Source organism: Photorhabdus aegyptia (assembly GCF_000612035.1).
GTDB lineage: Bacteria > Pseudomonadota > Gammaproteobacteria > Enterobacterales > Enterobacteriaceae > Photorhabdus > Photorhabdus akhurstii.
On the sequence record NZ_JFGV01000046.1, the window covers coordinates 19,812 to 43,853 of the forward strand.

At 39.6% G+C, this 24,042-nt stretch carries 21 protein-coding genes and 2 pseudogenes; 10 read left to right on the plus strand and 13 right to left on the minus strand.

The window, feature by feature from the left end:
* Positions 1-84 precede the first annotated feature (84 nt).
* Complete coding sequence (locus tag BA1DRAFT_RS14505; RefSeq protein WP_036780469.1) at positions 85-1,020, plus strand: 2OG-Fe(II) oxygenase family protein; 936 nt, start codon at positions 85-87, stop codon at positions 1,018-1,020.
* Between the two features lie 207 nt (positions 1,021-1,227).
* Here BA1DRAFT_RS14505 and BA1DRAFT_RS14510 read toward each other — a convergent pair whose 3' ends face one another.
* The 5 genes and pseudogenes from BA1DRAFT_RS14510 to BA1DRAFT_RS14530 form a co-directional block, all read right to left on the minus strand.
* On the minus strand, positions 1,228-2,409 hold the full coding sequence (locus BA1DRAFT_RS14510; protein ID WP_036780471.1) for an MFS transporter: 1,182 nt from the start codon (positions 2,407-2,409) through the stop codon (positions 1,228-1,230).
* A gap of 45 nt (positions 2,410-2,454) precedes the next feature.
* A complete protein-coding gene (locus tag BA1DRAFT_RS14515; protein WP_235201118.1) occupies positions 2,455-3,144 on the minus strand; it encodes a dTMP kinase in 690 nt (229 codons plus the stop codon).
* Positions 3,122-3,601, minus strand: a pseudogene (locus BA1DRAFT_RS14520) (radical SAM protein); the annotation flags it as partial. The gene BA1DRAFT_RS14515 and the pseudogene BA1DRAFT_RS14520, both read right to left, overlap by 23 nt.
* 716 nt (positions 3,602-4,317) lie before the next feature.
* On the minus strand, positions 4,318-4,671 hold the full coding sequence (locus BA1DRAFT_RS14525) for a PIN domain-containing protein (protein ID WP_036780474.1): 354 nt from the start codon (positions 4,669-4,671) through the stop codon (positions 4,318-4,320).
* Entirely contained in the window at positions 4,649-4,882 is a 234-nt protein-coding gene (locus tag BA1DRAFT_RS14530; protein ID WP_036780475.1) for an AbrB/MazE/SpoVT family DNA-binding domain-containing protein, read from the minus strand. The genes BA1DRAFT_RS14525 and BA1DRAFT_RS14530 overlap by 23 nt, the downstream gene beginning before the upstream one ends.
* Before the next feature lie 504 nt (positions 4,883-5,386).
* Here BA1DRAFT_RS14530 and BA1DRAFT_RS14535 point away from each other — a divergent pair.
* Positions 5,387-6,472 carry an MFS transporter gene (locus tag BA1DRAFT_RS14535; protein ID WP_235201120.1) on the plus strand — a complete coding sequence of 362 codons (1,086 nt, stop codon included), beginning with the start codon at positions 5,387-5,389 and terminating at the stop codon, positions 6,470-6,472.
* A 91-nt stretch (positions 6,473-6,563) separates the two neighbouring features.
* Here the strand turns inward: BA1DRAFT_RS14535 and BA1DRAFT_RS14540 are convergent, their stop codons facing one another.
* Positions 6,564-7,949 (minus strand): DASS family sodium-coupled anion symporter, encoded by a 1,386-nt coding sequence (locus BA1DRAFT_RS14540; protein ID WP_036780478.1) that lies wholly within the window; start codon positions 7,947-7,949, stop codon positions 6,564-6,566.
* A gap of 1,140 nt (positions 7,950-9,089) precedes the next feature.
* On the opposite strand from BA1DRAFT_RS14540, the gene BA1DRAFT_RS14545 reads away from it, so the two are divergent.
* The 5 genes from BA1DRAFT_RS14545 to BA1DRAFT_RS14565 all read left to right on the plus strand — a co-directional run bounded on the left by BA1DRAFT_RS14545 (position 9,090) and on the right by BA1DRAFT_RS14565 (position 13,801).
* Positions 9,090-9,812 (plus strand): helix-turn-helix transcriptional regulator, encoded by a 723-nt coding sequence (locus BA1DRAFT_RS14545; protein WP_036780479.1) that lies wholly within the window; start codon positions 9,090-9,092, stop codon positions 9,810-9,812.
* A gap of 311 nt (positions 9,813-10,123) precedes the next feature.
* Positions 10,124-10,846, plus strand: coding sequence for a helix-turn-helix transcriptional regulator (locus BA1DRAFT_RS14550; RefSeq protein WP_036780482.1), 723 nt, complete (start codon positions 10,124-10,126; stop codon positions 10,844-10,846).
* A gap of 309 nt (positions 10,847-11,155) precedes the next feature.
* The gene (locus tag BA1DRAFT_RS14555) at positions 11,156-11,878 is read left to right on the plus strand and encodes a helix-turn-helix transcriptional regulator (RefSeq protein WP_036780483.1); all 723 of its coding nucleotides are present in this window, start codon (positions 11,156-11,158) and stop codon (positions 11,876-11,878) included.
* Between the two features lie 317 nt (positions 11,879-12,195).
* Entirely contained in the window at positions 12,196-12,918 is a 723-nt protein-coding gene (locus BA1DRAFT_RS14560) for a helix-turn-helix transcriptional regulator (RefSeq protein WP_036780485.1), read from the plus strand.
* A 160-nt stretch (positions 12,919-13,078) separates the two neighbouring features.
* Complete coding sequence (locus BA1DRAFT_RS14565; RefSeq protein ID WP_036780488.1) at positions 13,079-13,801, plus strand: helix-turn-helix transcriptional regulator; 723 nt, start codon at positions 13,079-13,081, stop codon at positions 13,799-13,801.
* Between the two features lie 330 nt (positions 13,802-14,131).
* On the opposite strand, the gene BA1DRAFT_RS14570 is transcribed toward BA1DRAFT_RS14565, so the two are convergent.
* From BA1DRAFT_RS14570 to pyrG, 7 genes are all read right to left on the minus strand, one after another.
* Positions 14,132-14,341, minus strand: coding sequence for a helix-turn-helix domain-containing protein (locus tag BA1DRAFT_RS14570; protein ID WP_036780506.1), 210 nt, complete (start codon positions 14,339-14,341; stop codon positions 14,132-14,134).
* Between the two features lie 556 nt (positions 14,342-14,897).
* Positions 14,898-16,091, minus strand: coding sequence for an MFS transporter (locus tag BA1DRAFT_RS14575; RefSeq protein WP_036780491.1), 1,194 nt, complete (start codon positions 16,089-16,091; stop codon positions 14,898-14,900).
* A gap of 22 nt (positions 16,092-16,113) precedes the next feature.
* On the minus strand, positions 16,114-17,295 hold the full coding sequence (locus BA1DRAFT_RS14580; RefSeq protein ID WP_036780493.1) for a cysteine desulfurase family protein: 1,182 nt from the start codon (positions 17,293-17,295) through the stop codon (positions 16,114-16,116).
* A 59-nt stretch (positions 17,296-17,354) separates the two neighbouring features.
* Entirely contained in the window at positions 17,355-18,062 is a 708-nt protein-coding gene (locus BA1DRAFT_RS14585) for a hypothetical protein (protein WP_036780508.1), read from the minus strand.
* A gap of 827 nt (positions 18,063-18,889) precedes the next feature.
* Complete coding sequence (locus tag BA1DRAFT_RS14590; protein WP_082303691.1) at positions 18,890-19,045, minus strand: type II toxin-antitoxin system RelB/DinJ family antitoxin; 156 nt, start codon at positions 19,043-19,045, stop codon at positions 18,890-18,892.
* Positions 19,046-19,191: 146 nt separating this feature from the next.
* Positions 19,192-20,493 (minus strand): phosphopyruvate hydratase, encoded by a 1,302-nt coding sequence (eno, locus tag BA1DRAFT_RS14595; protein ID WP_036780494.1) that lies wholly within the window; start codon positions 20,491-20,493, stop codon positions 19,192-19,194.
* A gap of 72 nt (positions 20,494-20,565) precedes the next feature.
* Complete coding sequence (gene pyrG / locus BA1DRAFT_RS14600) at positions 20,566-22,203, minus strand: glutamine hydrolyzing CTP synthase (protein WP_036780496.1); 1,638 nt, start codon at positions 22,201-22,203, stop codon at positions 20,566-20,568.
* Positions 22,204-22,611: 408 nt separating this feature from the next.
* Here pyrG and BA1DRAFT_RS14605 point away from each other — a divergent pair, with 408 nt between their 5' ends.
* The 3 genes and pseudogenes from BA1DRAFT_RS14605 to BA1DRAFT_RS14615 form a co-directional block, all read left to right on the plus strand.
* Positions 22,612-22,959 (plus strand): hypothetical protein, encoded by a 348-nt coding sequence (locus tag BA1DRAFT_RS14605; protein ID WP_036780498.1) that lies wholly within the window; start codon positions 22,612-22,614, stop codon positions 22,957-22,959.
* 1 nt (position 22,960) lies between these two features.
* Positions 22,961-23,569: a restriction endonuclease fold toxin 5 domain-containing protein gene (locus BA1DRAFT_RS14610; protein WP_036780500.1), complete on the plus strand. Its 609-nt coding sequence runs from the start codon at positions 22,961-22,963 to the stop codon at positions 23,567-23,569.
* Between the two features lie 12 nt (positions 23,570-23,581).
* Positions 23,582-24,042 (plus strand): annotated as a pseudogene (locus BA1DRAFT_RS14615) (hypothetical protein); the annotation flags it as partial.

Sequence of the window (24,042 nt, forward strand, 5' to 3'; positions counted from 1 at the left end):
ACCACATGTAATATTGGCAACATACATTTCCGAGATAAAAAAGAATAAGCAAAAGTTCTTTTACCACATCTAAGGACTATCACTATGACAACATCATCAACAATGCGAACTCCAGTCAAACTACCACCAATGCCATCGGAAAGCGAAGCCTCAAAAACATATAAATCAGCAGATATGGCACGCTCCTATTTAGAGGGAGACGATCTTGTTTTTACTGACAGCAACGGCTTTGATCAGGCTCTCAGAGAGGGTTTTTTCCTCCTGAAAGCCCCATCCTACATGGATTTTGAACACGGCGATCGATTTGCATACCACTTCTTTGAACCCGCCACAGAAGGGGACCTTCGCCCCTATACGGGATTCAAGTCATGTACTTTTTCCAATAGTTACGAAGGTTATTTCGACAGAGAGCATGATCAATGGGAACATTTCCGCCTCGAACGGGAACATTGGCACCTTATGCCATCAGAGGTTGCGACACTGGGTCATCATATGGCACACATCGGTATATGCGTACTACGTTCCGTGTTAACTTATATTGGCATTCCTCGTCGTGACTGGGAACTCATTACTAATGGTATTTCAGAAGGGCTAAGAAACCAGATGTTATCGTTTAACCACTTCCGATCAGAGAAAGCCGTCCGAGGTTCTAAATTTCATCGGGATTCAGGATGGGTGACAGTTTTAAGATCAACTGAACGTGGCCTTCTTGCCTATATAAATGATGAGCTTTTAGCTATTGATCCTGTTCCAGGACACCTAATCATTAACTTTGGTAGTTCGATCGAAGTGCTGACAGAGAATTTAACCCCAAATGTTCGGGCCAATATACATGGCGTTGCTCGCACAGAAAGAAATGGGCAGCGCGATAGAATGTCATATGTCATGTTTTTAGTTAGCAATCTGGCTGGTAATGTCTACAAATATGGCCCCAACGGCCCTATCAAAGTTCAATCCGTTAAAGAATTTACTATCCAGGAAGCGAGTCGAACATACGATGATGATAATGACGCTTTATAGATATTTTCTGCACAATAAATCGGGGTTATAACGCAGACTTGAGCTGACAGATACTTTATTATCAGTATCTGTCATATCGATTCAAAGCTAATTCAGATAAAATTTTTTGAAATAATTTAATAATAATTGCTATTGCCGGAATTAAACTTTCTAAAATTGTGTTTTTTGTTCACTGGGTTCCTACAATAATAAAAGGGTAAAACTGTATCATGACGTGGATTTACGATTTATTAAAATAACCACAATTATAGTTGAAAAAACACCTATAAATGTTGTAAAAAAAACGATGCTTATGGAAAAAAGATAAGATATTGTGGAACCTATCAAAGGGCCAATAAACATGGAAAAACCAACAGAAATTGACGTTAAGCCAAATATTTTAGCCGAGTTATCATTAGTTGCGAATTTCTGCATATAAATGGTAACAATAATATTATTCATCGACGATCCTATTCCTATTATTGCCATTGCTAAAAATATAAAAAATAAATTGATTTTATCAGGAAATAAATCGTTAAATTGATTTGTTATTCCTATTAAAAGATACCCCGTTCCCCACAAAAAGAATGAAAATAACATAATATTTAAAGATATGTTAATCCTATACTTTCCAAATACTAAACCAATTAAAACACCTGAAACACCAGAAAGACACATAGCAAAACTATAATGGCTGCCATTTAATCCCTGCTCCATAAAGCTAAGAGCTATTAAGCTATCTGATAGATAACCAAAACACGTTAAAGTGGAAATAACAATAAATGAAAACAATATTTTATTATCTTTCATTATATTAAAGTAATTAATTAGTGATATCTTGTTTTTTTTGCGATTAACATTGATCAACGGTTCTGAAACAAAAATATATAAGACTGCTGAAATAAAATAAAGGATTGATATTAAAATAAGAATCTGTTTTGTCGAGTAATAAATGAGAATAAAACCTAAAAATAACGGGGCCAACATTTTATATATTTGAAATAAAACCTGCCAATAACTAAAGTTTTTTTCAAATTGATTGGTTGATATGTTTTTTAATATTTTAAAATTAGAAGGTCCTAAAAATAAACGAAGGATGTTTTTAATAAAAGAATAAAGAATATATATATTAATGTCATCTATATTGTATTGAAAAGTGGTAATAACACCGCAAAGTACCGAAATGATAATAATGTACTTTTTGGGTTTTATATTTTCATCTACAAATGACGAAACATAGGGCGTTAGAAATAGTAATGATGCAGCATATGAAATTGTATATAACGATGAGTATATTGCTCCACCATTCCAATGATATGTAATTAGCGTGAATGATATTATCATCTCCAAATACAAGGTGAAAGAATTCCCTGAGGAAGCTAATATTAATTTTCGAAATTCTTTATCCATTATTTCCCTCCAACTAAAATAGCCTCAGCAAATACATCATTTGTATTAATTACATTTTTTCAGTATTTCAACCCGAATAATATCCACTATTGATTTAATTACTGCATCTTTAGTTAAAGTGTCAGTATCAATAATTTTCCAAGTATCATCATAAAACGTCTGGTATTGATTAAGAACGTGTTTTTGATATTCTATAAAATCATATTTTTCATTTATCTCTAATTTCCCAGACTCACTAGGTTTTAATATTTTTTTCCTTTTTTCAGCAATATTTGGAGGAACATCAAGATATATCACCATGTCTGGTTTTGTATTTATTGATAGAACCGATTTACTTAATTTTGCTAATTCCGTGGATTTAAGTAAGAATCTTGCTAAATATTTATAATACCAACTATCACATATAATAATTTTACCTTGTAATAAACAAGGTTGAATAATTAAACTATCTAAAACAGAAAACCACGATGCTATCAATAGAATCCAATGCCGGTCACCAAGTTCACCCAATGGAGCTGAAATGTCATAATCCCAAAGGAGATCTCGTATTTTTCCCATGTGATACATACTATACCCAGATGGCAGTAAAGGATAATTCTTATCTAAAAAAACAATATTATTATAATCTAGAGACAAAATATCATAAACTTCGCGTGAAATTGTTGATTTACCGGCACCATCATTTCCTTCAAAAGCTATAAATAAACCGCGTCTAATCATTTCTTTTTTCCCCATAGTACGCTTCAGTATCAAGTGAATTTCTACCACTACCGATAATAAATGGTTTAAATCCATATTTTTGATATAATTTGTGCATCTCAACATATGTTTTATAAATATCTTCAAAAATAGGTCTAGGGTGATTTTGATATTCAGAACCATGATCGGGATGAAAGATTGCTACTGCTGGAACTATGCCATTTTTTGAAAAAAATTCCATTCCTTGTACTAAATCATTTAAAGGTTCTAATCCCGCTACAAACCCAACATAAACATTGCCTTCACCTAACTCTGAAACAGCAGCCAAGTATGCTTCTAATAGATTATTTCTCCCATAGTCCTGAGATTTACCAGGACATATCTGATCAAATAATTTAGGATTAAATATTTCTAAACTAATAGCCCAGCTATCAACAAACTCAGAAATTCCCTTTATTTTATTTAGATCTTTAGGGGGCATTGATATTAAATGACTGTTAAGGTTGTTTTTTTACAAAATTGTACCATCTCCTAAAATAACTTCTTAAGGTACAGTATGCGTTGTTTCTAATTTAGAGCTATCACTTGTTCCATACGCCCTTCTTTTAGGAAGAAAATTTCGTCATTAGTCAGTGACCTAAATGCTTGTGCTGTTATCACATCCATTTTATGCTCCTCTAGGATTTTTTTGACAAATAAATTGGATTAAAATTTAATTCAGCATACTAATAATAACAGTTTTTTTAATTCAGCTATGTGATAGTTAATGTATTTGTGGGTACCATCACAACTAAAAATATAACCCATTGAAAAAGCTGTAAATTATTTGTTGCTTTTTGTGATAAAGTTTGTATCAAGCTTGGTATGCTTTCCAAGAGGTTCATTTGACGTAATTATTTGAATTTATTGTTATTATTCTTTCGGTTATGTATTCAATGCAGTGTTCATCATGTAAAATTCTGTCATTTATTAAAAAATTCTTGATGACCAAAATACACGTTTTTATTTATCTTTCTGTCACCGTATTCTTCGTTGGCGCAACCGAATTCATGTTGTCATCCATGCTTCCCTCTTGTAGTCGCTTTCGAGACAACAGCATTTGCTACTCAGGAACTTGAGCGGATATACAATAATAATAACGCTTTGTAGATATTTTCTACGCAATAAATCGACAGGTGAACCCCGATCTCTCTCAGGCTCACCAAATCGTCAGGCATATGAGAATGGATTTTTAATCACCAAGATGTCTTCCAACATCTGCCCGTGATTCATGTCTTCACTATAGAGCGCCCGACAACCTTCGATAACCGCAGTCGCCACAATACAAGAATCGTAGAATGACAAGTGATAACGCTCTGCAATAAACCTAGCTCGGTCATAAACTTCAACTGTAAGAGGTACGATTTTGCAAAAACTACGTACAATATCGAGGAACTCCGCTATCTCTTCCCAACTCATCTTAAGTTTACGCACACACACGTGCGCCACATCTTGGGACAGCAGGTACAGCACCACATTGCTGTCGATGAAACCGCAAGACTTAGCCCCAGGTATTCGCTTCATCTCTACTGAACTTGAAATCTGTCGGCAACTTACCGCGGAATGTCCGAAGACGCTCCAACAACACCTCAGAGCCAGGCTTCTTGCATATCGAGAAGGTACGCGGATCATCCGCTACAATCTCAATATTATCACCTTCACTCAATTCCAGAATTTCAACTAAGCTAGCCGACAGACGTATAGCAAGACTATTACCCCATTTTGTTACTTGCATGACATTACCTCCTCTAGATATACACTTTTATTGTGTATTCACTCTTGCAAAATACAAGCTTAACCAAGTGCATCTCGCCCGAATACGGGGAAGATTTTTACCAAGTTTCCTGTAGCTGAAAAATGTATACAAGGAATAAACTCCGTTCTTATATCAGGTATCCGGCATACCTAATCCGATAAATTAATTCCTTGTTCACTTTCTTTCTCGGGTATATTACTAACGCTTCCCCTTTTTCCTTTGTAATATTTTCACATCTGCCTAATCTGGTCTGGCATCGTCTCCCCCTTACGTACTTCACAATAGCTTTTCTACGTCATTGACTCATCACGCTTTATTGCAAGAAATATACGAACATCTATTTATATATGGAGTTAAATCGATCTTATGAACAAAAAAACACAATATTTATCCACTCTGGAACAGAGTACAAAATGCACGTTTTTATTTATCCTTTCAGTCACCGTATTCTTCGTTGGTGCAACCGAATTCATGTTGTCATCCATGCTTACCCCTCTTGCAGTCGCCTTCGGGACAACGGCGATCGGAGCATCCTGGCTGGTATCTAGCTATGCATTTTCCTACGCTCTGGCAGCACCTATATTTGGGTATTTTTCAGATCGTATTAACAGAAGCAGATTACTTCTGATTTCTCTGCTGTTTTTCGCCGCAGATGGTCTCGCTATCATTCTTGCCCCCACTCTTAATATCGCAATCACGCTGCGAATTTTTGGCGGCATAGCATCAGCAGTAATCATCCCCACCGTATTTGCCTTGATCGCCGATATCATTCCCTATAATCGCCAAGCCGGAGCGATGGGCGTCGTTATGCTCGGTATGACTTTTGGCATTGCATTCGGTCCAGCTTTAGCCGGGATATTGACAGATTTAATAAATTGGCAGGCACCGTTTTTATTTAGTTCACTCGGCTGTGTCGTTACATTCATCATCGGGATCTACTGCCTTCCATCAAAAACTGCGCCTCTACAGCCAACAAACCAGCGCTTAGTCTGGTTTCGGCAATGGTCGGTTGTCAGGCCGCTCATTGCAAAAGGGGCGTGGAATGGCGCCGGCGTCTCTGCTTTTCTTTTGTCTGGAGAAGTCTTACGTCAACGGTACGGATTTGGCCCCACTGAAATCGGTCTGACCGTTGCAACCTTTGGTGTTGGCTTAGGGTTAGGTAATCTGTCCGCTGGTTGGCTTCGTAAGCTTTGCGGTCGAGAAGAAGTGACTTTAGTTTTGGTCAGTTTGCTACTGACTGGTGTGATCTCAGTTTTTATGCTGGTTCCGCTTACGCTCCTAGGTTCTCTAGGATGTTTAATATTCTGGGGTGCCGCGCTGGGCGTTGGAGCGCCTGCAAGTACCGTCGTTTTGGCAACACGAGCAGGCGCTAACAAAGGTATGGTTCTGGCCTTTGCTGAAACATTCAATAATCTGGGGATTTTGTGCTTAGTGCCATTAGCCACTATTGGGTTAGTCGCAGGAGGTTCAAGCACAGCAATGGCCGTGCTATTCGTCGGGTTGGTCATCGGCCTTACATTGACAATATTAGATTTCTGGCTGATGCGCTCGGCAAATCCTTCTCTATGAATCTTCTCCCTCTGGCTTTATTTCCCCACCGTATATTTGATGGGGACATTGAATAGTTATTGTGTCCAGAAGGACATGAGCAAATTTTCAGTTACAACCAAAATAACCAAGCAAACAGAGAGATGATCGCGATACAGGCAATATTCAGTACCATACCCACTCTGACCATTTCAGTCTGTTTAATATGACCGGAGCTGAAAACAATCGCATTAGGTGGTGTGGCAACCGGCAACATAAAAGCACAGGATGCCCCAAATCCGATAATGAGTGTCAGCGTCATTATCGGCATCCCCAACGCTTCCGCAACGGTTGCGAATATCGGTACTAGCAACGCGGCGCTGGCTGTATTACTGGTAAATTCAGTCAGGAAGATAATAAATGCTGCTACCGCAACAATTATCACAAACCAGTGGCTTGCACCGAAAGTAGCGGCCATACCATTCGCCATGATTTCACTAGCGCCTGAGTTTTTCAAAATAGCGCTTAAAGTCAGACCACCGCCAAACAGTATCAACACACCCCACTCGGTGTTATTTTGAATCTGGGACCAACTCGCTACCCCCGTTATACCAATCAGAACAGCAGCACTGACAGCAATAATGGTATCCAGATCTTTCACACCCCCTAAGGCAGAACTGATAACCGTACTAAAGATCCAGCAAAATACGGTTAATAGGAAGATCAGCATGGTCATCAGACGCTTACCAGTCCAATCCAGTTTTTCCAGTTTCATGTCGAATTTATGATTCAAATTCGGGCGCAGCATCAAATACATAATACCAACCATCATTGGCAGCAAAATAACCACCAACGGAACCCCAAACTTCATCCAATTGAAGAAATCGATCCCCAGTTGAGCCGCAGCAATCGCGTTTGGCGGGCTACCGACTAGTGTACCTAAACCACCGATACTTGCACTATAAGCCACCCCTAACAGCACAAATACAAACGTATGACGTTCAGAACGTGCATCCAGATTGGACAAAATACCTAATACTAATGGCAGCATCATCGCGGCAGTCGCTGTGTTACTGATCCACATGGAAAGGCCAGCCGTCACACCAAACAACAACATCACCGCTACAGACAAACGTCCACGGGCAATCATCAGCAGACGATTAGCAATCAGTCTGTCTAATCCTTGAATGTGAAGTGCAGTTGCTAAGGCAAAGCCGCCAAAAAACAGGAAGATAATGGGATTAGCAAAAGATTTCAGTGCATCTCCCGTATTCATCAATCCCATACCAACCGCCAGAATTGGAATACATAATGCAGTAATAGTGACGTGAATAGCTTCGGTAAGCCACAACACACCAACAAATACCATCAGTGCTAAACCCGCATTAGCTTTTTCACCAAACGGCAATGTATTAAGTAGAATAAATAGTAATACAACATCAGCAGCCAGAATAATTAAGCCTTTTTTATTCGAAAAATTTAGCTTCATGGCTGGTGTTAAAGATTCAGAAGCATCCATTGGTAACTCCATTAGCGCCGGTGATATCTGATCCACCATTGCTACAATTGTTAAAAAAATACAAGGCGTGTGAATATAAGGAGTCTTCTCTAGGAAGCAAATGCAGTTCTTTGAATTTTGGGATCTAAAGCGCAAGAACCAATCAATTAAATCATAATAGACGGTGTTTTATACAAATTTTCGTTGTTACATCACATTATTACACCTTTATAGGTATAGGAAACCGTTACGTTTTATGCAGTTTTTTTGGGCACAAAAGCAGGTGAGTTTTACTTCTCCTCAAGTTGATAATAAACCCATTTAAAAAATGAGAGAGCGTTTTAGCATCAACGGTGGTTAAAAATCTGGCGAATTAATTTACCAGAAAGGTTATAGGTTGGACGGGTATTTAAACATTAACAAGACCATTTTTTTCGTTTTTCACTGATAGCTTTATGATGGTAGGTTTTAAACTGTTATTAAAAACCACTATTTAAATTTCTGGTTTTAATCGGTACAAAGTTTTAATAATTTTTCATGTGATTAAATAAACTCTTTTATTCCTTTTTTCGCGGCTAATCGGGTTAATCCTGTTATTAGATTAATTCTGTCTATTTTGGCACTCTATTAATCAAATTAAAACCTGTTTTTTAACAATACGCTTGTCTTTTTTCCAGATCTTAAAACCATTTTAACAGATAAAAAACGGCTTTTCTTAACCCTATTTAATCACTTGCAGATAAAGCATAGCTAATCTTACTTAAATAAGTGAAAGTTTCTATAATCCTTTGCTTTCAAATGGCACGAAAAACGATAATCCACATAATTTAACTTGAGTGAATAGGGCCATAAGCTATAAAATTATTTTTTTATTTAATTATAAACAAGAGCGAAAATCAATACACACGTCACATTTCCACACTTAATTAAATCGATTACATAAACAACTAACTTTTTTCCACATTCCATCCAGCACACTTCATATTGTGATTCTTCATTAAAAACATAATTATTCATTGTGCCGTAAAAGTGATAACCTTAACATGGAAGTTTTTACAGTTTTATTGTTTTATTGTTTTATTGTTTTATTGTTTTATTGTTTTATTGTTTTATTGTTTTATTGTTTTATTGTTTTATTGTTCAATCATGATAGGTGAAATTATGAAAGATAAGACTATGAATTTCTCTGTAAACAAAGATCTGGATGTTCATTCAAAAAGCTTCGACGCCTTTATTTCATACATGGAGAACTGTAATGAGTTCTGGTATATAAAAGATAAAGAATCGAGATTTATCTATATGAATGATTATGGACTTCATCATAGCGGACTACCCAAAGGGTTTAATGTTGAAGGTAAACTGGATAGTGAATGTCCGGTTTATTGGTCTGAGGTTGCTGACATTATTCAATCTAATGATCGTAGAGTGATGGAGGAAAAAAAAGTCATTCCTACTTTGATTACATTTATGTATGGCGGTAGGGATAAAATTATTCAACCATTTATGGCGGATGTCACGCCTTTGATAAAAGATGGAGAGTCGATTGGCGTAGTAGGCAGAGCTAGGAAGCTAGAGGTTTTTTCAATGTATCATATGGAAATTAATAAACCTCCTGAATCATTATCATTTGGCAACCCAACTGAAATTTTTACAGATAGAGAGTTCGATATAGTGTTTTTTGCGTTGCAATCACTAAGCGCTAAAGATATAGCTAAAAAATTAGGTATTTCATACAGAACGGTCCAAAGTAGGTTGCAATTTATTTACCAAAAAATAGGGATAAATTCATTAAACCAGTTAAAAGAATATTGCAGGGGTAAGGGATATGATAATTACGCTCCCACCCGATTTATTAACCCGAATCCCTATATACCTCTAATATAACAATGAACCGCACCGTTATCGTCATTACTCAATTAGGGTTCTGCCTGGCAGAGCCTTACACCTTGGTTTCTCTCACATTCCATCCAGCATATTTCATTTTGTAATTATTTATTAAAAAAATGATTAATAATAAAAATTTTACACAACATAGAATATTAGCATATGGAAGATAATTACAGGAAACTGCTCCTCTGTAAAATCATCCGCACCAAATAGGTACCCAAAAACTCATAAATATAATTATCCATTGTGTCGCAAAAGTGATAATTTTACATGGGAGTTTTTACAGTTTAATCATGATAGGTGAAATTATGAAAGATGACACTATGAGTTTCTCTGTAAACAAAGATCTGGATGTTCATTCAAAAAGCTTTGATGCTTTCATCTCATATATGGAAAATAGTAACGATTTTTGGATCATAAAAGATAGCGAATCCCGATTTGTCTATGCAAATGACATTATGCTTTATTACAGTGGCCTTCCCAAGGGTTTCAACATAAAAGGTAGGCTTGATAGTGAATGTCCAGCTCCGTGGTCTGAATTTGAAGATGTTATACAAGCTAATGATAAAAACGTAATGACGAGTCAAAAAACCATTCCGGTACTAAATACCTTCATTTATGGCGAAAGAGAAAAAATAATCCAACCATTCCTAGTCGATATTATACCTCTAATGAAGGATGGAAAATGCATTGGAGTTGTTGGTCACGGTAAAAAACTTGAAATTTATTCCATGTACCATTTCGAAAACAATAGGCATCCTGACTCATTAACTTTTGGCACACCAACTGATTTATTTACTGATAGAGAGTTCGATATAGTGTTTTTTGCGTTGCAATCACTAAGCGCTAAAGATATAGCTAAAAAATTAGGTATTTCATATAGAACAGTACAAAGCAGGCTACATATCATTTATCAGAAAATAGGGATAAATTCATTAAGCCAGTTAAAAGAATATTGTAGAGGTAAAGGGTATGATAACTATGCTCCTACCCGATGTATTAACCCCAATCCCTATATACCTCTAGTATAACAATAAATCACACCGTTATCGTCACTATGCTATTAGGGTTCTGCCTGGCAGAACCTTACACCTTGTTTCTCTCGCATTCCATCCAGCATATTTCATACTGCAATTATTCATTAAAAACATAATTAATAATAAAAATTTTACACAATATATAATATTAGCATATTGAAGGTGATTACAGGAAACTGCTCCTCTGTAAAATCATCCGCACCAAATAGGTGCCCCAAAACTCATAAATATAATTATCCATTGTGTTGTAAAAGTGATAATTTTACATGGGAGTTTTTACCGTTTAATCATATAGGTGAAATTATGAAAGATAACACGATGAGTTTCTCTGTAAACAAGGATCTGGATGTTCATTCAAAAAGCTTTGACGCCTTTATATCATATATGGAAAACAGCAATGATATTTGGGCTATAAAAGACAATGAACATCGATTCATCTATGGCAACGATGCAATGATTTATTACAGCGGTCTTCCTAAAGGTTTTAATATAGAAGGGAGGCTTGATGGTGAGTGTCCAGCACCGTGGTCTGAGTTTGAAAGTATTATACAAGCTAGTTGTGATGTTGTAATGACGAGTCAAAAAAACATCCCAGTATTAAACACCTTGACTTATGGTGGGAAACAAAAAATGATCCAACCATTTATGCTCAATGTTACCCCCCTAATGAAGGATGGGAAATGCATTGGGGTTGTTGGTCACGGTACAAAACTTGAAATTTATTCCATGTATCATTTTGAAAACAACATTCAGCCTGACTCATTAACTTTTGGCAAACCAACTGATTTATTTACTGATAGAGAGTTCGATATAGTATTTTTTGCATTACAATCGCTAAGCGCTAAAGATATAGCGAGAAAATTAGATATCACCTATAGAACGGTACAAAGCAGGCTACATATCATTTACCAAAAAATAGGGATAAATTCATTAAGCCAGTTAAAAGAATATTGCAGGGGTAAGGGATATGATAACTATGCTCCTACCCGATTTATTAACACGAATCCCTATATACCTCTAGTATAACAATGAATCACACCGTTATCGTCATTATTCTATTAGGGTTCTGCTTGGCAGAACCTTAAGCCTTGTTTCTCTCACATTCCATCCAGCATATTTCATATTGCAATTACTCATTAAAAACATAATTACTAATAAAAATTTTACACAATATAGAATATTAGCATATTGAAGGTGATTACAGGAAACTGCTCCTCTGTAAAATCATCCGCACCAAATAGGTGCCCAAAAACTCATAAATATAATTATCCATTGTGTCGCAAAAGTGATAACCTTACATGGAAATTATTCCAGTTTTACCGTTTAATCATATAGGTGAAATTATGAAAGATAACACTATGAGTTTCTCTGTAAATAAAGATCTGGATGTTCATTCAAAAAGCTTTGATGCTTTCATATCATATATGGAAAACAGCAACGATTTTTGGATCATAAAAGATAGCGAATCTCGATTCGTGTATGCTAATGATGCTACACTTTATTACAGTGGTCTCCCAAAGGGGTTCAATATAGAAGGAAGACTTGATATTGAATGTCCAGGACCGTGGGTTGATTTTGTAGATGTTATACAAGCTAATGATAAAAACGTAATGACGAGTCAAAAAACCATTCCAGTACTAAACACCTTCACTTACGGCGGGAGAGAAAAAATAATCCAACCATTTTTGGTCAATGTTACACCACTAATGAAGGACGGAGAATGTATTGGGGTTGTGGGGCACGGTAAAAAACTTGAAATTTATTCCATGTATCATTTTGAGAACAACAGGCATCCTGAATCATTATCATTTGGCAACCCAACTGAGATTTTTACAGATAGAGAGTTCGATATAGTATTTTTTGCTTTGCAATCATTAAGCGCCAAAGATATAGCCAAAAAATTAGGCATCACCTATAGAACGGTACAAAGCAGGCTACATATCATTTATCAGAAAATAGGGATAAATTCATTAAGCCAGTTAAAAGAATATTGCAGGGGTAAGGGATATGATAACTACGCTCCTACCCGATTTATTAACCCTAATCCCTATATACCTCTGGCATAACAATGCACAGCATTGCTGTCGTTACTATACCATTAGGATTCTGTCTAAACAGAATCCTATGCGCCGACCAAAACTCGCTTAACAACGCGAAAAGAGTTTTGTGGGATACCTCACATGAACGTTATCACGGTCTTACAGTTCAATCATGATAGGTGAAATTATGAATGATAAAACTATGAGTTTCTCTGTAAACAAAGATCTGGATATTCATTCAGAAAACTTTGATGCTTTCATATCGTACATGAAAAACAGCAATGATGTTTGGGTTATAAAAGACAAGGAACATAGATTCATCTATGCCAATGATACTATGATTCATTACAGCGGTCTTCCTAAAGGTTTTAATATAGAAGGGAGGCGTGATGGTGAATGTCCAGCACCGTGGTCTGAGTTTGAAAATATTATACAAACTAATGATAAAAATGTAATGACGAGTCAAAAGACCATTCCGGTACTGCACACCTTCACTTATGTCGGAAAAGAAAAAATAATCCAACCATTTCTGGTCAATGTTACACCGCTAATGAAGGATGGAGAATGCATTGGGATTGTGTCGCACGGTAAAAAACTTGAAATTTATTCCATGTATCATTTTGAAAATAACATTCATCCAGAATCATTAACTTTTGGCAAACCAACTGATTTATTTACCGACAGAGAGTTCGATATAATATTTTTTGCATTGCAATCGCTAAGCGCTAAAGACATAGCTAGAAAATTAGGCATCACCTATAGAACGGTACAAAGCAGGTTACAATTTATTTATCAAAAAATAGGAATAAATTCATTAAGCCAATTAAAAGAATATTGCAGGGGTAAGGGGTATGATAATTATGCTCCTACCCGATTTATTAACCCGAGTCCCTATATAACTCTAACATAACAATGAACCACCCGTTATCGTCACTATGCCATTAGGGTTCTGTCAAACAGAATCCTACTCCCCTCCCAAAAAGTTTTGTTTCACCCGCTTTTGTAATACTACTCCTATCTGGCGATCCGTGAAATCAACAGAGATATAAAGAGGAATGTCAGCAGAGTAAAATATTAAATAATTGATGCAGAAAAATTAATTATGACAAACATCAAGGCGTGACGTTAATAACTCTATTTTAATCTTATGATCATACCTGAAACTTTCCACAAAACACCATGAAAGTTTCAGGTATTTAATCTCTTCTCATTGAATTTTTTTCGAGAAGTTTATTTTAGTTCACTTTGAATATCTGCTTGGCCATATTTCGAAAGGCTCACAATTTAAAGCGGTAGCAATGAGCTGCTCACCTTTAGGCCACGGACGGTGCAAAGCATTTGATAAAGTGGATGATGCAAGCCCCGCTTCTCTTGAAATAGCAGATAACGACGTTCCCCGCTTTTTAAGCCCTGCAATAATATCAGCCGGGTGCCAGTCGTTTTTCACAATCATTCCTTATTCTCCTTTCAGTTTGGTTATTCAAGGTGCTATATTCATACTCTCTTTAGATTAATATTTTTATACCCGTCATCTTTCAAGTTGCCTCTTTGTTGGCTGCACTCGCTCACCCCGGTCACATAGTTTGCTATGCTCCCGGGGATTCGCTCCCTTGCCGCCGCGATACATCTTGAAATCCATAGGGTATATATTGTTACAGCTTTTTCCCTGAGTCCGCACTGGTGCGGAATATAAAAAACAACTGTACTAAAACGTTAAACTCCGCTAAGTACAGCCAAATATTCTCCGAATAGGAACATTTATATCTAACAACTAAAAGGTCATAAATGAACGTTAATTGTTAAGAAATGTTCTTTTATGGATACTAGAATGTTTAAAAAGTTTAGTTATTTTGGGAAATGTTGGAAGCGCATTAAATACATTAGCGAACATCCTAAAAAAGCGCTTCAATGACGAGGAATAACACCAATTAATACTTTATGACCATAGAAAAATTGCCTGCGCAACAGCAAAGCCAGTCGATAATTATCGACTGGCTGAATGACTGTTAACGTGCTTCATTCTGTGCCGTTAACCTGCCCTTAATGCGATAAAACCATCTTCCTCCCAATATTGCCACCATAAGTTCAAGAGACGCTATTGCGGCTAAAGTTAGGATAAATAAGGTCTTGCCCGCGCCAACTAATATCCATCCTCCTATCGCTGGAAATCCAAATATCCCCACAAAGTAAGCGACAACGAACCAAGTAAGGGCCGCATGACGGTTCTCAAGCGCAGAGTCGTTTACTGCCCATGTTTGAATAACGGGATACACCAATCCATAACCTATCCCCGTTAACATGGCCGCCACAATCTGAAACATAGGGTGAACCGGTATGCCTAGCAAAGCCAGAATGCCCATGATTAAGAATAACATCAGCACGATGACTAACGGGATACGGGGCATCGTCGATAAACGGCGGGCTAACAAAAGCCGCGCTACAACCACAGTCGCTGCATGTACAGCAAAGAATGTACTTGCATTTGCTTGAGTCCCTTCAACCAACGAGCTCTGGAACGACATCATCCCAGAGAATACGCCGCCTCCCAGACCCACCATCACAATAGGACGGATCGCACTACTGGCAGCAATCTTGGTTATTTTTTTCACCCAAGGTCTCAGTGATAACTCCCGTTGACCATGCGGCTCCTTGATCCCAAAGGTCGCCAGAAGTAGTGAGGCGAGGATGCCAATAACGCCAACAAAGAGAAATGTTATTCGGATGGGCACTCCTGCCTGTTCAACCGCCGCAGCGAGAAGGATGGGACTACCGCAAATCCCAGCCATTTGAAATGCGCTGAAACGAGTAAACCAGTGACCCCTGTCAGCGTCAGTGACACGCTCCGACAATGCCATAGGCCCACTGATATAGAACATTCCCCAACCAAGTCCAATCAAGAACGCCGCGATACGCGGGATGTAACTCAGTTCACCGCTGAAACCGCCTAAAAGAAAATAACCACAAGACATCGCTAACGCCGCGAGGGCTGCAAGACGCGATGCTTCCAATTGACCGGCAAACCATCCGACCAAAGGAACACCAATCAGGGTACCAACCAAAGCCACGCTAAGGGTCGTCCCAGTGTCAATGTCACTCCCCCCTTGTGACCGAAAATACGCGGAAATAAGAAAGGTGGCGCCATATCCCCCCGCAGTGAACAGGGTTCCGAACAGGAGAAAAAGTGCCGACATTGTTCGCATGAGTCTAACTCCATCTTAATTATTACAGGACGCCGAATGGCTTTGGCGCCATCGATCTCAGTTTATTCACCGCTTTTTGTAGACGGAGACAAACATACCGTATCTCGTCCTCGTTATTAAATCTGCCCAGACCAAAACGCACACTGGCTTGAGCCTGAGCATCACTGAGCCCTATTGCTTTCAGAACATGTGACGGCGCTCGGTTAGCAGATGTGCATGCAGATCCAGAGGACAACGCAACCTCGGAAAGCTCCAGCAAAAGCGAGTCAGCATCCACACCGTTAAAGGAGACATTTAACAGACCAGGAAGGCACTCTGTGAGATGGCCGTTTATCCGAACGTCAGCTACATTCTCGATAATATACGACCGAAGTAAATCCCGTAAATAACGTAACCTCATCGACTCATCAGGCAAGTTTTTAACAGACAGCTCGACGGCACGCCCGAAGCCTACTATACCCGGGACGTTAAGGGTTCCAGAGCGTAAGCCTCGCTCATGTCCTCCGCCAACAATGAGAGGCGCGAGTGCTATATTCTTATTGCGTGAATCGATATAAAGTGCGCCGACCCCCTTTGGCCCATATATTTTGTGCGCGGAAAATGAAGCAAGGCTTATATTCATGCGCTGTACATCAAATTTTATTTTGCCAAGCGCTTGCGTGGCATCTGTATGAAAAGGAATGTCACGTTCCTTACAGATCGCGCCTATCTCCTCAATTTTTTGTATTGAACCAATCTCATTGTTAGCGGCCATAATCGAAACGAGATAGGTATCATCTCTTATTGCACGAGCTATTAAGTCTGGGGATACAATGCCGTCGCTTTGCGGCGGTAAATAGGTCACCTCCGTTCCCATTGATTCGAGCCTACTGCAACAATCAAGAACAGCCTTATGCTCAATTGTCGATGTGATGACATGCCCCTTTTTGCCCCGATGTTGAAAGCCCGCGATTGCAAGATTGTTCGACTCGGTGGAGCCAGACGTGAATATAATATCGGAATGACTCGTCGCATTTATCGATGTTGATATCACTTTTCTTGCATTATCAACAGCCTCCATCGCTTTCCACCCAAATGCATGGTTATTGCTGGCAGCATTCCCATAAGCGCAGGTGAAATAGGGCATCATAGTTTGAAGCACATCGGGATCTAATGGCGTTGTAGCATTGTTATCCAAATATATCGGCCGAGTTAAGTTGTACATAATGTTCCCCCTTAACAAACAAAGATGAAATTATTTTTTTATTATCTTGACTATATTTACTAAGCAGTAACTACATCTCCTTGACTCACCTCCCCCTCTTCATTAACAAGATTAAGACGAATGGCAGTTGAAACTCCGAGCATGTGGCTGAGTTGCAGCCCACGCACATATGCCAAAGCTCTCGACCAAGCGCAGTCCTCAAAGAATACCTCCAGAATAGCGTCTGAGCCTTTGTGATCACCTGCGGCTTTCTCAAAATATTCCTTCGTAATTGCCGCACAGGTGAGTTTCTGAGTTGGCTCTTCGTAAGAAGTATCTGATGTCGACGGTTTGCCGTCAGCAAGGTTTTTGGACACCATCCGTCGAGTGATAATTTCGGGTATTTCCCCAGAGGCTAGGATGTGGACAAGGTGTTGCCTGGCTGAATCTTCGTGGATCACACGTATTTCACTGAGCGGAATCTGATATTTTTCTGCTACAGGTAAGAAGATATTCCTGATCGAGGCGTGGAGATGACTCAGGCGGGGGTTCCGTTTTTGAGAATTAGTCAAGTTCTCTATCAGGAACTGGAGGCGAAATATCCCATGATGATCGAACGCCACGGATATCCTCGGTAATTGGCCGCATTCATCTTGGCTTCGCTTGGCGAATATCAGAGCAGCCTCAAAAGCTTTCAACTGAGCTTCGATAACTATTTTACTATCCTCATTAAGATAAACTCGTGAATTCCCTGCCAGTATGCTTACGTTAGTTTCTCGCTGATTCATTTTCATCAATATCCTTTTCCAAGATGGATCGTATATATAAAAGATGACCACAAAGATTCATTAATTTTTGGATCAAGGGACTTTCTTAAAGAGTGGTTGATATAACGCATGGAAAATAAGGTGATCTTTAATAATTTCACATACGCTAAATACCGTTCTCTCTTACGGCCCCTGTTATAAAATAAGTATGTTTGATATCAGGCAAGGGTATAATTCCCATAAAAGAAGTTGGGTAAAGATTAACGTGTCTTTTTTATTAAAAAATAGATCTTCGTCTTGTTTGAATGTTTTTTCTTTTTAACCTTGCAACCGTGGTTCTAAGCCCGACCATCGGACATCATCTAGCTCTCAGCTTATCGGGTAATTCTGTCACACCAATACAAGGCTCTAATTGCCAAGTATGGATATATCCGAACTATTGTTGAGACAGCTAACTAAAATCCGTTATATCAAGGTAAATCTTCTCAGCAACATTAAGGAGGGGATTCTCGCTATTAATCCATCGGCGAAAAGTTTCACATGTGAAAATATGGCCGCACCGACTGCCTCAGGAAAACTCAAAAGTTGATGTTGTAGAAGTTATCGGGTTATTACCCTTATGAAGGAGGTTTTATCCCCCCTGTCAGACCACCGGCACAATACAGTATCGCAGCTAAAGCTGGCGGCTTTAGCCTTTCATTTGGAAGAATAAAATTATTTCAGGTTTGTCATGCTCAAACATCAACCTATTACAGCTCAACTTAATTCTTTCTCTTCGAATCACCGTTGGCTCTCCGATCAACAAACATATTTAAATCGGCTCCGATAAACGAAAATCAGCACTGTTATTACCAACCTAAATCACTCTTTAATTCATCAAGTGTGTTGGCACGGTGAACACCTATCCCGTGCTCTAGATCATGAATTGCCTGTAACGTCTCGCTATTCGGTTGCAGCAACCCATCCGGCAGCCGACCTTCTGCGGCTAATCGATTAATAACCATACTTCACTTTTATATAGTCGTTGTTCCACTACCGGCAAAAGGATCAGAAACGCTCAACACATCAAAACTGCCAAGCAAATCAGTTCTTGCCTCTGTATTCTTTGAAAGGAGGGTTTTACCCCTCCTGTTTAACTAATACTTACTGATCAAGCCTGACCTTTTACTTCTTTCAGACCATAGAAAGGAGCACGGTTACCTAAAGCTTCTTCAATCCGGATCAATTGATTGTATTTAGCAACGCGATCAGAACGGCTCATAGAACCGGTTTTGATTTGGCCTGCCGCGGTCCCTACCGCCAGATCAGCAATCGTCGCATCTTCCGTTTCACCAGAACGATGAGAAATTACCGCCGTGTAACCTGCGTCTTTTGCCATTTTAATCGCTGCCAGTGTTTCTGTCAGAGAACCAATCTGGTTGAATTTAATCAGAATAGAGTTAGCAATGCCTTTCTCAATACCTTCTTTCAGGATATTGGTATTGGTCACAAACAGGTCGTCGCCAACCAACTGGATTTTTTCGCCCAGTACTTTTGTCTGGTAAGCAAAGCCTTCCCAGTCAGATTCATTCAATCCATCTTCGATAGAAACAATCGGGTACTTTCTGGTCAAATCTTCCAGGTAATGAGTGAATTCTTGAGAAGTGAAAGTTTTGCCTTCACCTTTCAGTTCGTAGTTACCGGTTTCTGAGTTGTAGAATTCAGAAGCGGCGCAATCCATAGCCAAAGTGACATCTTTACCCAAAACATAACCGGCTTGTTCTACCGCTTCTTTAATAGCAGCCAGTGCAGCCGCGTTAGATTCCAGGTTAGGCGCATAGCCCCCTTCGTCACCAACCGCAGTGCTCATACCTTTCGCTTTCAGAACCTTAGCCAAGCTATGGAAAACTTCAGAACCGATACGCACCGCCTCTTTCAACGTTTTTGCACCAATCGGCTGAATCATAAATTCCTGGATATCAACGTTGTTATCCGCGTGCTCACCACCATTGATGATGTTCATCATCGGCAACGGCATAGAGAATTTACCCGGAGTGCCATTCAATTCAGCAATGTGCTCGTACAACGGCATGCCTTTCGCTGCTGCTGCCGCTTTAGCGTTAGCCAGAGAAACCGCCAGAATCGCGTTAGCACCGAATTTGGATTTATTTTCAGTACCATCCAAGTTGATCATGATTCTGTCGATGTTAGTCTGATCTTTAGCATCCTGACCGATAACTGCCTGTGCAATCGGGCCATTTACTGCATCAACAGCTTTCAATACACCTTTACCCATAAAACGGGATTTGTCACCGTCACGCAGTTCCAACGCTTCGCGGGAACCGGTAGATGCACCAGAGGGCGCAGCCGCTAAACCCACAAAACCCCCTTCCAGATGCACTTCTGCTTCTACGGTTGGGTTACCACGGGAGTCAATGATTTCACGACCGATCACTTTAACGATTTTGGACATTAGGTTTTCCTCAGTACAAGTTACATTTCAGGTAAGTGACGGCATACTTCATACCGCCACTCACTGCACATCTTATTTGATCTGGCCTTTCTGATATTTACCGGCGGCTTTAACAAAACCAGTAAACAATGGATGGCCATCACGAGGAGTGGAAGTAAATTCTGGGTGGAACTGACAAGCCACGAACCAAGGATGGTCTGGGATCTCAATAATTTCGACTAATTTATTGTCTACTGAACGACCCGCTACCCGAAGACCAGCATCTTCAATACGTTTCAGCAGTAAATTATTCACTTCATAACGATGACGATGACGCTCAACAATCGTATCTGCCCCATACAAGGCGCGCACTAAGCTATCTTTTGTCAGGTGACATGGCTGACCACCCACACGCATCGTTCCACCAAGATCACTCTCTTCGCTACGCACTTCTAAATTACCGTCTTCATCACGCCATTCGGTGATCAGGCCAACAACCGGGTACCGGCAATCTGGCTCAAATTCTGTTGAGCTGGCTTTTTCCAAACCCGCAACATGGCGAGAAAACTCAATCAATGCCACCTGCATGCCGAGGCAGATCCCCAGATAAGGAATTTTGTTCTCACGCGCATAACGGGCTGTCATGATTTTGCCTTCCACACCACGACCACCGAAGCCGCCAGGAACCAGAATCGCATCCAGTCCCTTCAATAATTCAACACCACGAGTTTCAACATCCTGAGAATCAAGCAGCTTGATATTCACCGTCAGACGATTCTTCAATCCACCGTGCTTCAATGCCTCAATCACGGATTTGTACGCATCAGGCAGTTCAACGTATTTACCCACCATCCCAATAGTGACTTCACCAGAAGGATTAGCTTCTTCGTAAATGACCTGCTCCCATTCGGACAAATTTGCTTCCGGGCAATCAAGGCTGAATCGTTTACAAATATAATCATCTAAGCCTTGAGATTTCAATAGCCCTGGGATTTTATAAATGGAATCAACGTCTTTTAGGGAGATAACCGCTTTCTCCGGCACATTACAGAAAAGCGCAATTTTTGCCCGTTCATTAGCAGGGATAACGCGATCTGAACGACAAATCAGAATATCCGGTTGAATACCGATAGAAAGCAGTTCTTTTACTGAGTGCTGAGTCGGTTTAGTTTTGACTTCGCCAGCCGCTGCCAGATAAGGCACCAGTGTCAGATGCAGATATAAAGTGTGTTCACGGCCAACTTCGACTGCCATTTGGCGAATTGCTTCAAGGAATGGCAACGATTCGATATCACCGACAGTACCGCCAACTTCCACCAGCACCACATCATGACCTTCACCACCACTGATGATGCGATCTTTGATCTCATTGGTGATGTGAGGAATAACTTGAACGGTCGCCCCTAAATAGTCGCCACGGCGCTCTTTGCGCAGCACTTCGGAATAAACCCGCCCCGTCGTAAAGTTATTGCGGCGAGTCATTTTAGTGCGGATGAAACGCTCATAGTGACCTAAATCGAGATCAGTTTCAGCACCATCTTCGGTAACGAAAACCTCCCCATGTTGAATTGGACTCATCGTACCTGGATCGACATTGATGTACGGGTCCAGTTTCATAATCGTGACATTGAGTCCACGGGCTTCGAGTATAGCCGCCAAAGAGGCTGCGGCAATGCCTTTACCCAGAGAGGATACGACCCCGCCGGTCACAAAAATATAATTAGTTTTCATGCTGAACCTGAAAGTTTAGGTTTAAAGATGATGGATATAACCAGGACGGGAAAGCAGTATACCCGAACCTTAAATTTGCCACAAATAATCTGAACGCAAATAAGGTACTTTTCCCGCATTTTGTTGTCCCACATTAACCCCATCTCTGCTTAAGCATAGCCGGTTCATTCGTTGTACATGGATAACAGCCCCTTCATAGCATTGTCAATGTCAACATGAGCACAGACACAAACTTTATTTTCCATGAAGTCAATCGTGCCTGTTTATTCTCAATGTCGGACGATTTTATTGCTTTAATTGATTAAAAAACAGTAATATTGCTTCTATGGTGATCATTTCACCTAAATCACACTCAACCCAAAGGCCCCATTATAGGTAACAATCGCTTATGATTTAAGGAGCGGTGCCATGATTATACTGACTCAGGAACAATTCGATAAAATTATTGATGCAGAGGACAATACTTATATTGAAAAAATCAGGCAATGCATTTTGTCAGAACATGCCGACTTGGTTGTGCATGAGGATGAGAAAAATTTGCATAAGCGGCTTAAAGAAGCCTATCGGTATTTAATCGAAGACCTGGGCTTTAAAGATAAAAAGCTGATTAAATCATACCTTTATTTAACGGCATTTAACCTTAATTTCCACGGTGTACCAGAAATCAAAAATGCCCTTGAAGCAGGAGAAAACCCGGAACAACAATACAAAGATATCTTGAGAATAATAGATAAATTGTTGAAAAGGAGCAATTAACATGCCTTTACCTCTGTTAGTCCCGGCAGCCCTGACTGCTGCCGAATATGCGGCATCAGCCCTTGCGGGCATATTGGTTGGCGTTGGTGTGGGCCTCGGCGTTACGGAAATGACAAAAGACAAGGATGATGAAAAAGAGCAAGAGGAAGCCCGAACGGATGTGATCAGTACAACAAGGGAAGAATGCAAGGCTTGCCCCGCCATTGAGAAAGTGAGTCCCAGTTGGGAAAGCACCAGTTCATATTCACAGGTTACCCTTGATTATCAACTCCAGATAGCCAAAACCGTTTACAAACCGGACGTAAAACTCATACAGGTATGGGAATGTCTGGGGGTCAGTTTTGATGGCTGGCGACCAAAAGCATGCCTGTTTCTGGAATCCAAAGCGAAATATGATCAGTTTTTTAGGAAGGGAAAGCCAATGGAGTGGTGGACGGGAGATCAATCTATGATAAAGCAAGCTAGTAGACAACAAGAAGTATGTACTTCATTGAATGGCATTCCACGCGCCCACTGGCATTTTATGGAACCTATGAGTGCAACTTACTATTCGAAAGAATTCTCTGGGCATCCCAACGTTAAAGTATTTCTCACCCCTTTAATTAAATAGACGAGGTAATAAATGGCTATTTTATCACTAGAAATAGAACTGTATTTTGACTGGAAAGAATCGTTGACTCCACAAATGGCACTCACTGATTTGTATAAGATAACGCAACAGATTGATCTATTCTTTGGATATCACAAGACTTGGTTTCTTCCCGGACACTCCCGTAAACAGGCATTAGAACACACCGCCTTTGATGAACAAGGGGCAACGAAAAAGGTAATAGAGGCATTTGAGAAGGATTATAAGGAAATACCACCTTTTATTGTCCAAAAAATCTGGGATGGTGAAGATGATGACCTTGCCTGTTCTATATCCTACAGAAACTACCGTAGTGACAGGTTAGGACAAACCAAAATAAGAATAGATCTCAACATTGATGAAAAAGAGTTTCAATTTTCACGGTTAATTGATTTTATTACCTTTTTGGTTTTCAGCCGTAATACCCCCTACATTATGGTGGAAACTAACGGCTA

Bases quoted from the DNA above. Each gene is read 5' to 3' on its own strand.
- BA1DRAFT_RS14505 (WP_036780469.1), top strand. From the start codon at position 85: ATGACAACATCATCAACAATGCGAACTCCAGTCAAACTACCACCAATG.
- BA1DRAFT_RS14510 (WP_036780471.1), bottom strand. From the start codon at position 2,409: ATGGATAAAGAATTTCGAAAATTAATATTAGCTTCCTCAGGGAATTCT.
- BA1DRAFT_RS14515 (WP_235201118.1), bottom strand. From the start codon at position 3,144: ATGGGGAAAAAAGAAATGATTAGACGCGGTTTATTTATAGCTTTTGAA.
- BA1DRAFT_RS14525 (WP_036780474.1), bottom strand. From the start codon at position 4,671: ATGAAGCGAATACCTGGGGCTAAGTCTTGCGGTTTCATCGACAGCAAT.
- BA1DRAFT_RS14530 (WP_036780475.1), bottom strand. From the start codon at position 4,882: ATGCAAGTAACAAAATGGGGTAATAGTCTTGCTATACGTCTGTCGGCT.
- BA1DRAFT_RS14535 (WP_235201120.1), top strand. From the start codon at position 5,387: ATGCTTACCCCTCTTGCAGTCGCCTTCGGGACAACGGCGATCGGAGCA.
- BA1DRAFT_RS14540 (WP_036780478.1), bottom strand. From the start codon at position 7,949: ATGGATGCTTCTGAATCTTTAACACCAGCCATGAAGCTAAATTTTTCG.
- BA1DRAFT_RS14545 (WP_036780479.1), top strand. From the start codon at position 9,090: ATGAAAGATAAGACTATGAATTTCTCTGTAAACAAAGATCTGGATGTT.
- BA1DRAFT_RS14550 (WP_036780482.1), top strand. From the start codon at position 10,124: ATGAAAGATGACACTATGAGTTTCTCTGTAAACAAAGATCTGGATGTT.
- BA1DRAFT_RS14555 (WP_036780483.1), top strand. From the start codon at position 11,156: ATGAAAGATAACACGATGAGTTTCTCTGTAAACAAGGATCTGGATGTT.
- BA1DRAFT_RS14560 (WP_036780485.1), top strand. From the start codon at position 12,196: ATGAAAGATAACACTATGAGTTTCTCTGTAAATAAAGATCTGGATGTT.
- BA1DRAFT_RS14565 (WP_036780488.1), top strand. From the start codon at position 13,079: ATGAATGATAAAACTATGAGTTTCTCTGTAAACAAAGATCTGGATATT.
- BA1DRAFT_RS14575 (WP_036780491.1), bottom strand. From the start codon at position 16,091: ATGCGAACAATGTCGGCACTTTTTCTCCTGTTCGGAACCCTGTTCACT.
- BA1DRAFT_RS14580 (WP_036780493.1), bottom strand. From the start codon at position 17,295: ATGTACAACTTAACTCGGCCGATATATTTGGATAACAATGCTACAACG.
- BA1DRAFT_RS14585 (WP_036780508.1), bottom strand. From the start codon at position 18,062: ATGAATCAGCGAGAAACTAACGTAAGCATACTGGCAGGGAATTCACGA.
- BA1DRAFT_RS14590 (WP_082303691.1), bottom strand. From the start codon at position 19,045: ATGGTTATTAATCGATTAGCCGCAGAAGGTCGGCTGCCGGATGGGTTG.
- eno (WP_036780494.1), bottom strand. From the start codon at position 20,493: ATGTCCAAAATCGTTAAAGTGATCGGTCGTGAAATCATTGACTCCCGT.
- pyrG (WP_036780496.1), bottom strand. From the start codon at position 22,203: ATGAAAACTAATTATATTTTTGTGACCGGCGGGGTCGTATCCTCTCTG.
- BA1DRAFT_RS14605 (WP_036780498.1), top strand. From the start codon at position 22,612: ATGATTATACTGACTCAGGAACAATTCGATAAAATTATTGATGCAGAG.
- BA1DRAFT_RS14610 (WP_036780500.1), top strand. From the start codon at position 22,961: ATGCCTTTACCTCTGTTAGTCCCGGCAGCCCTGACTGCTGCCGAATAT.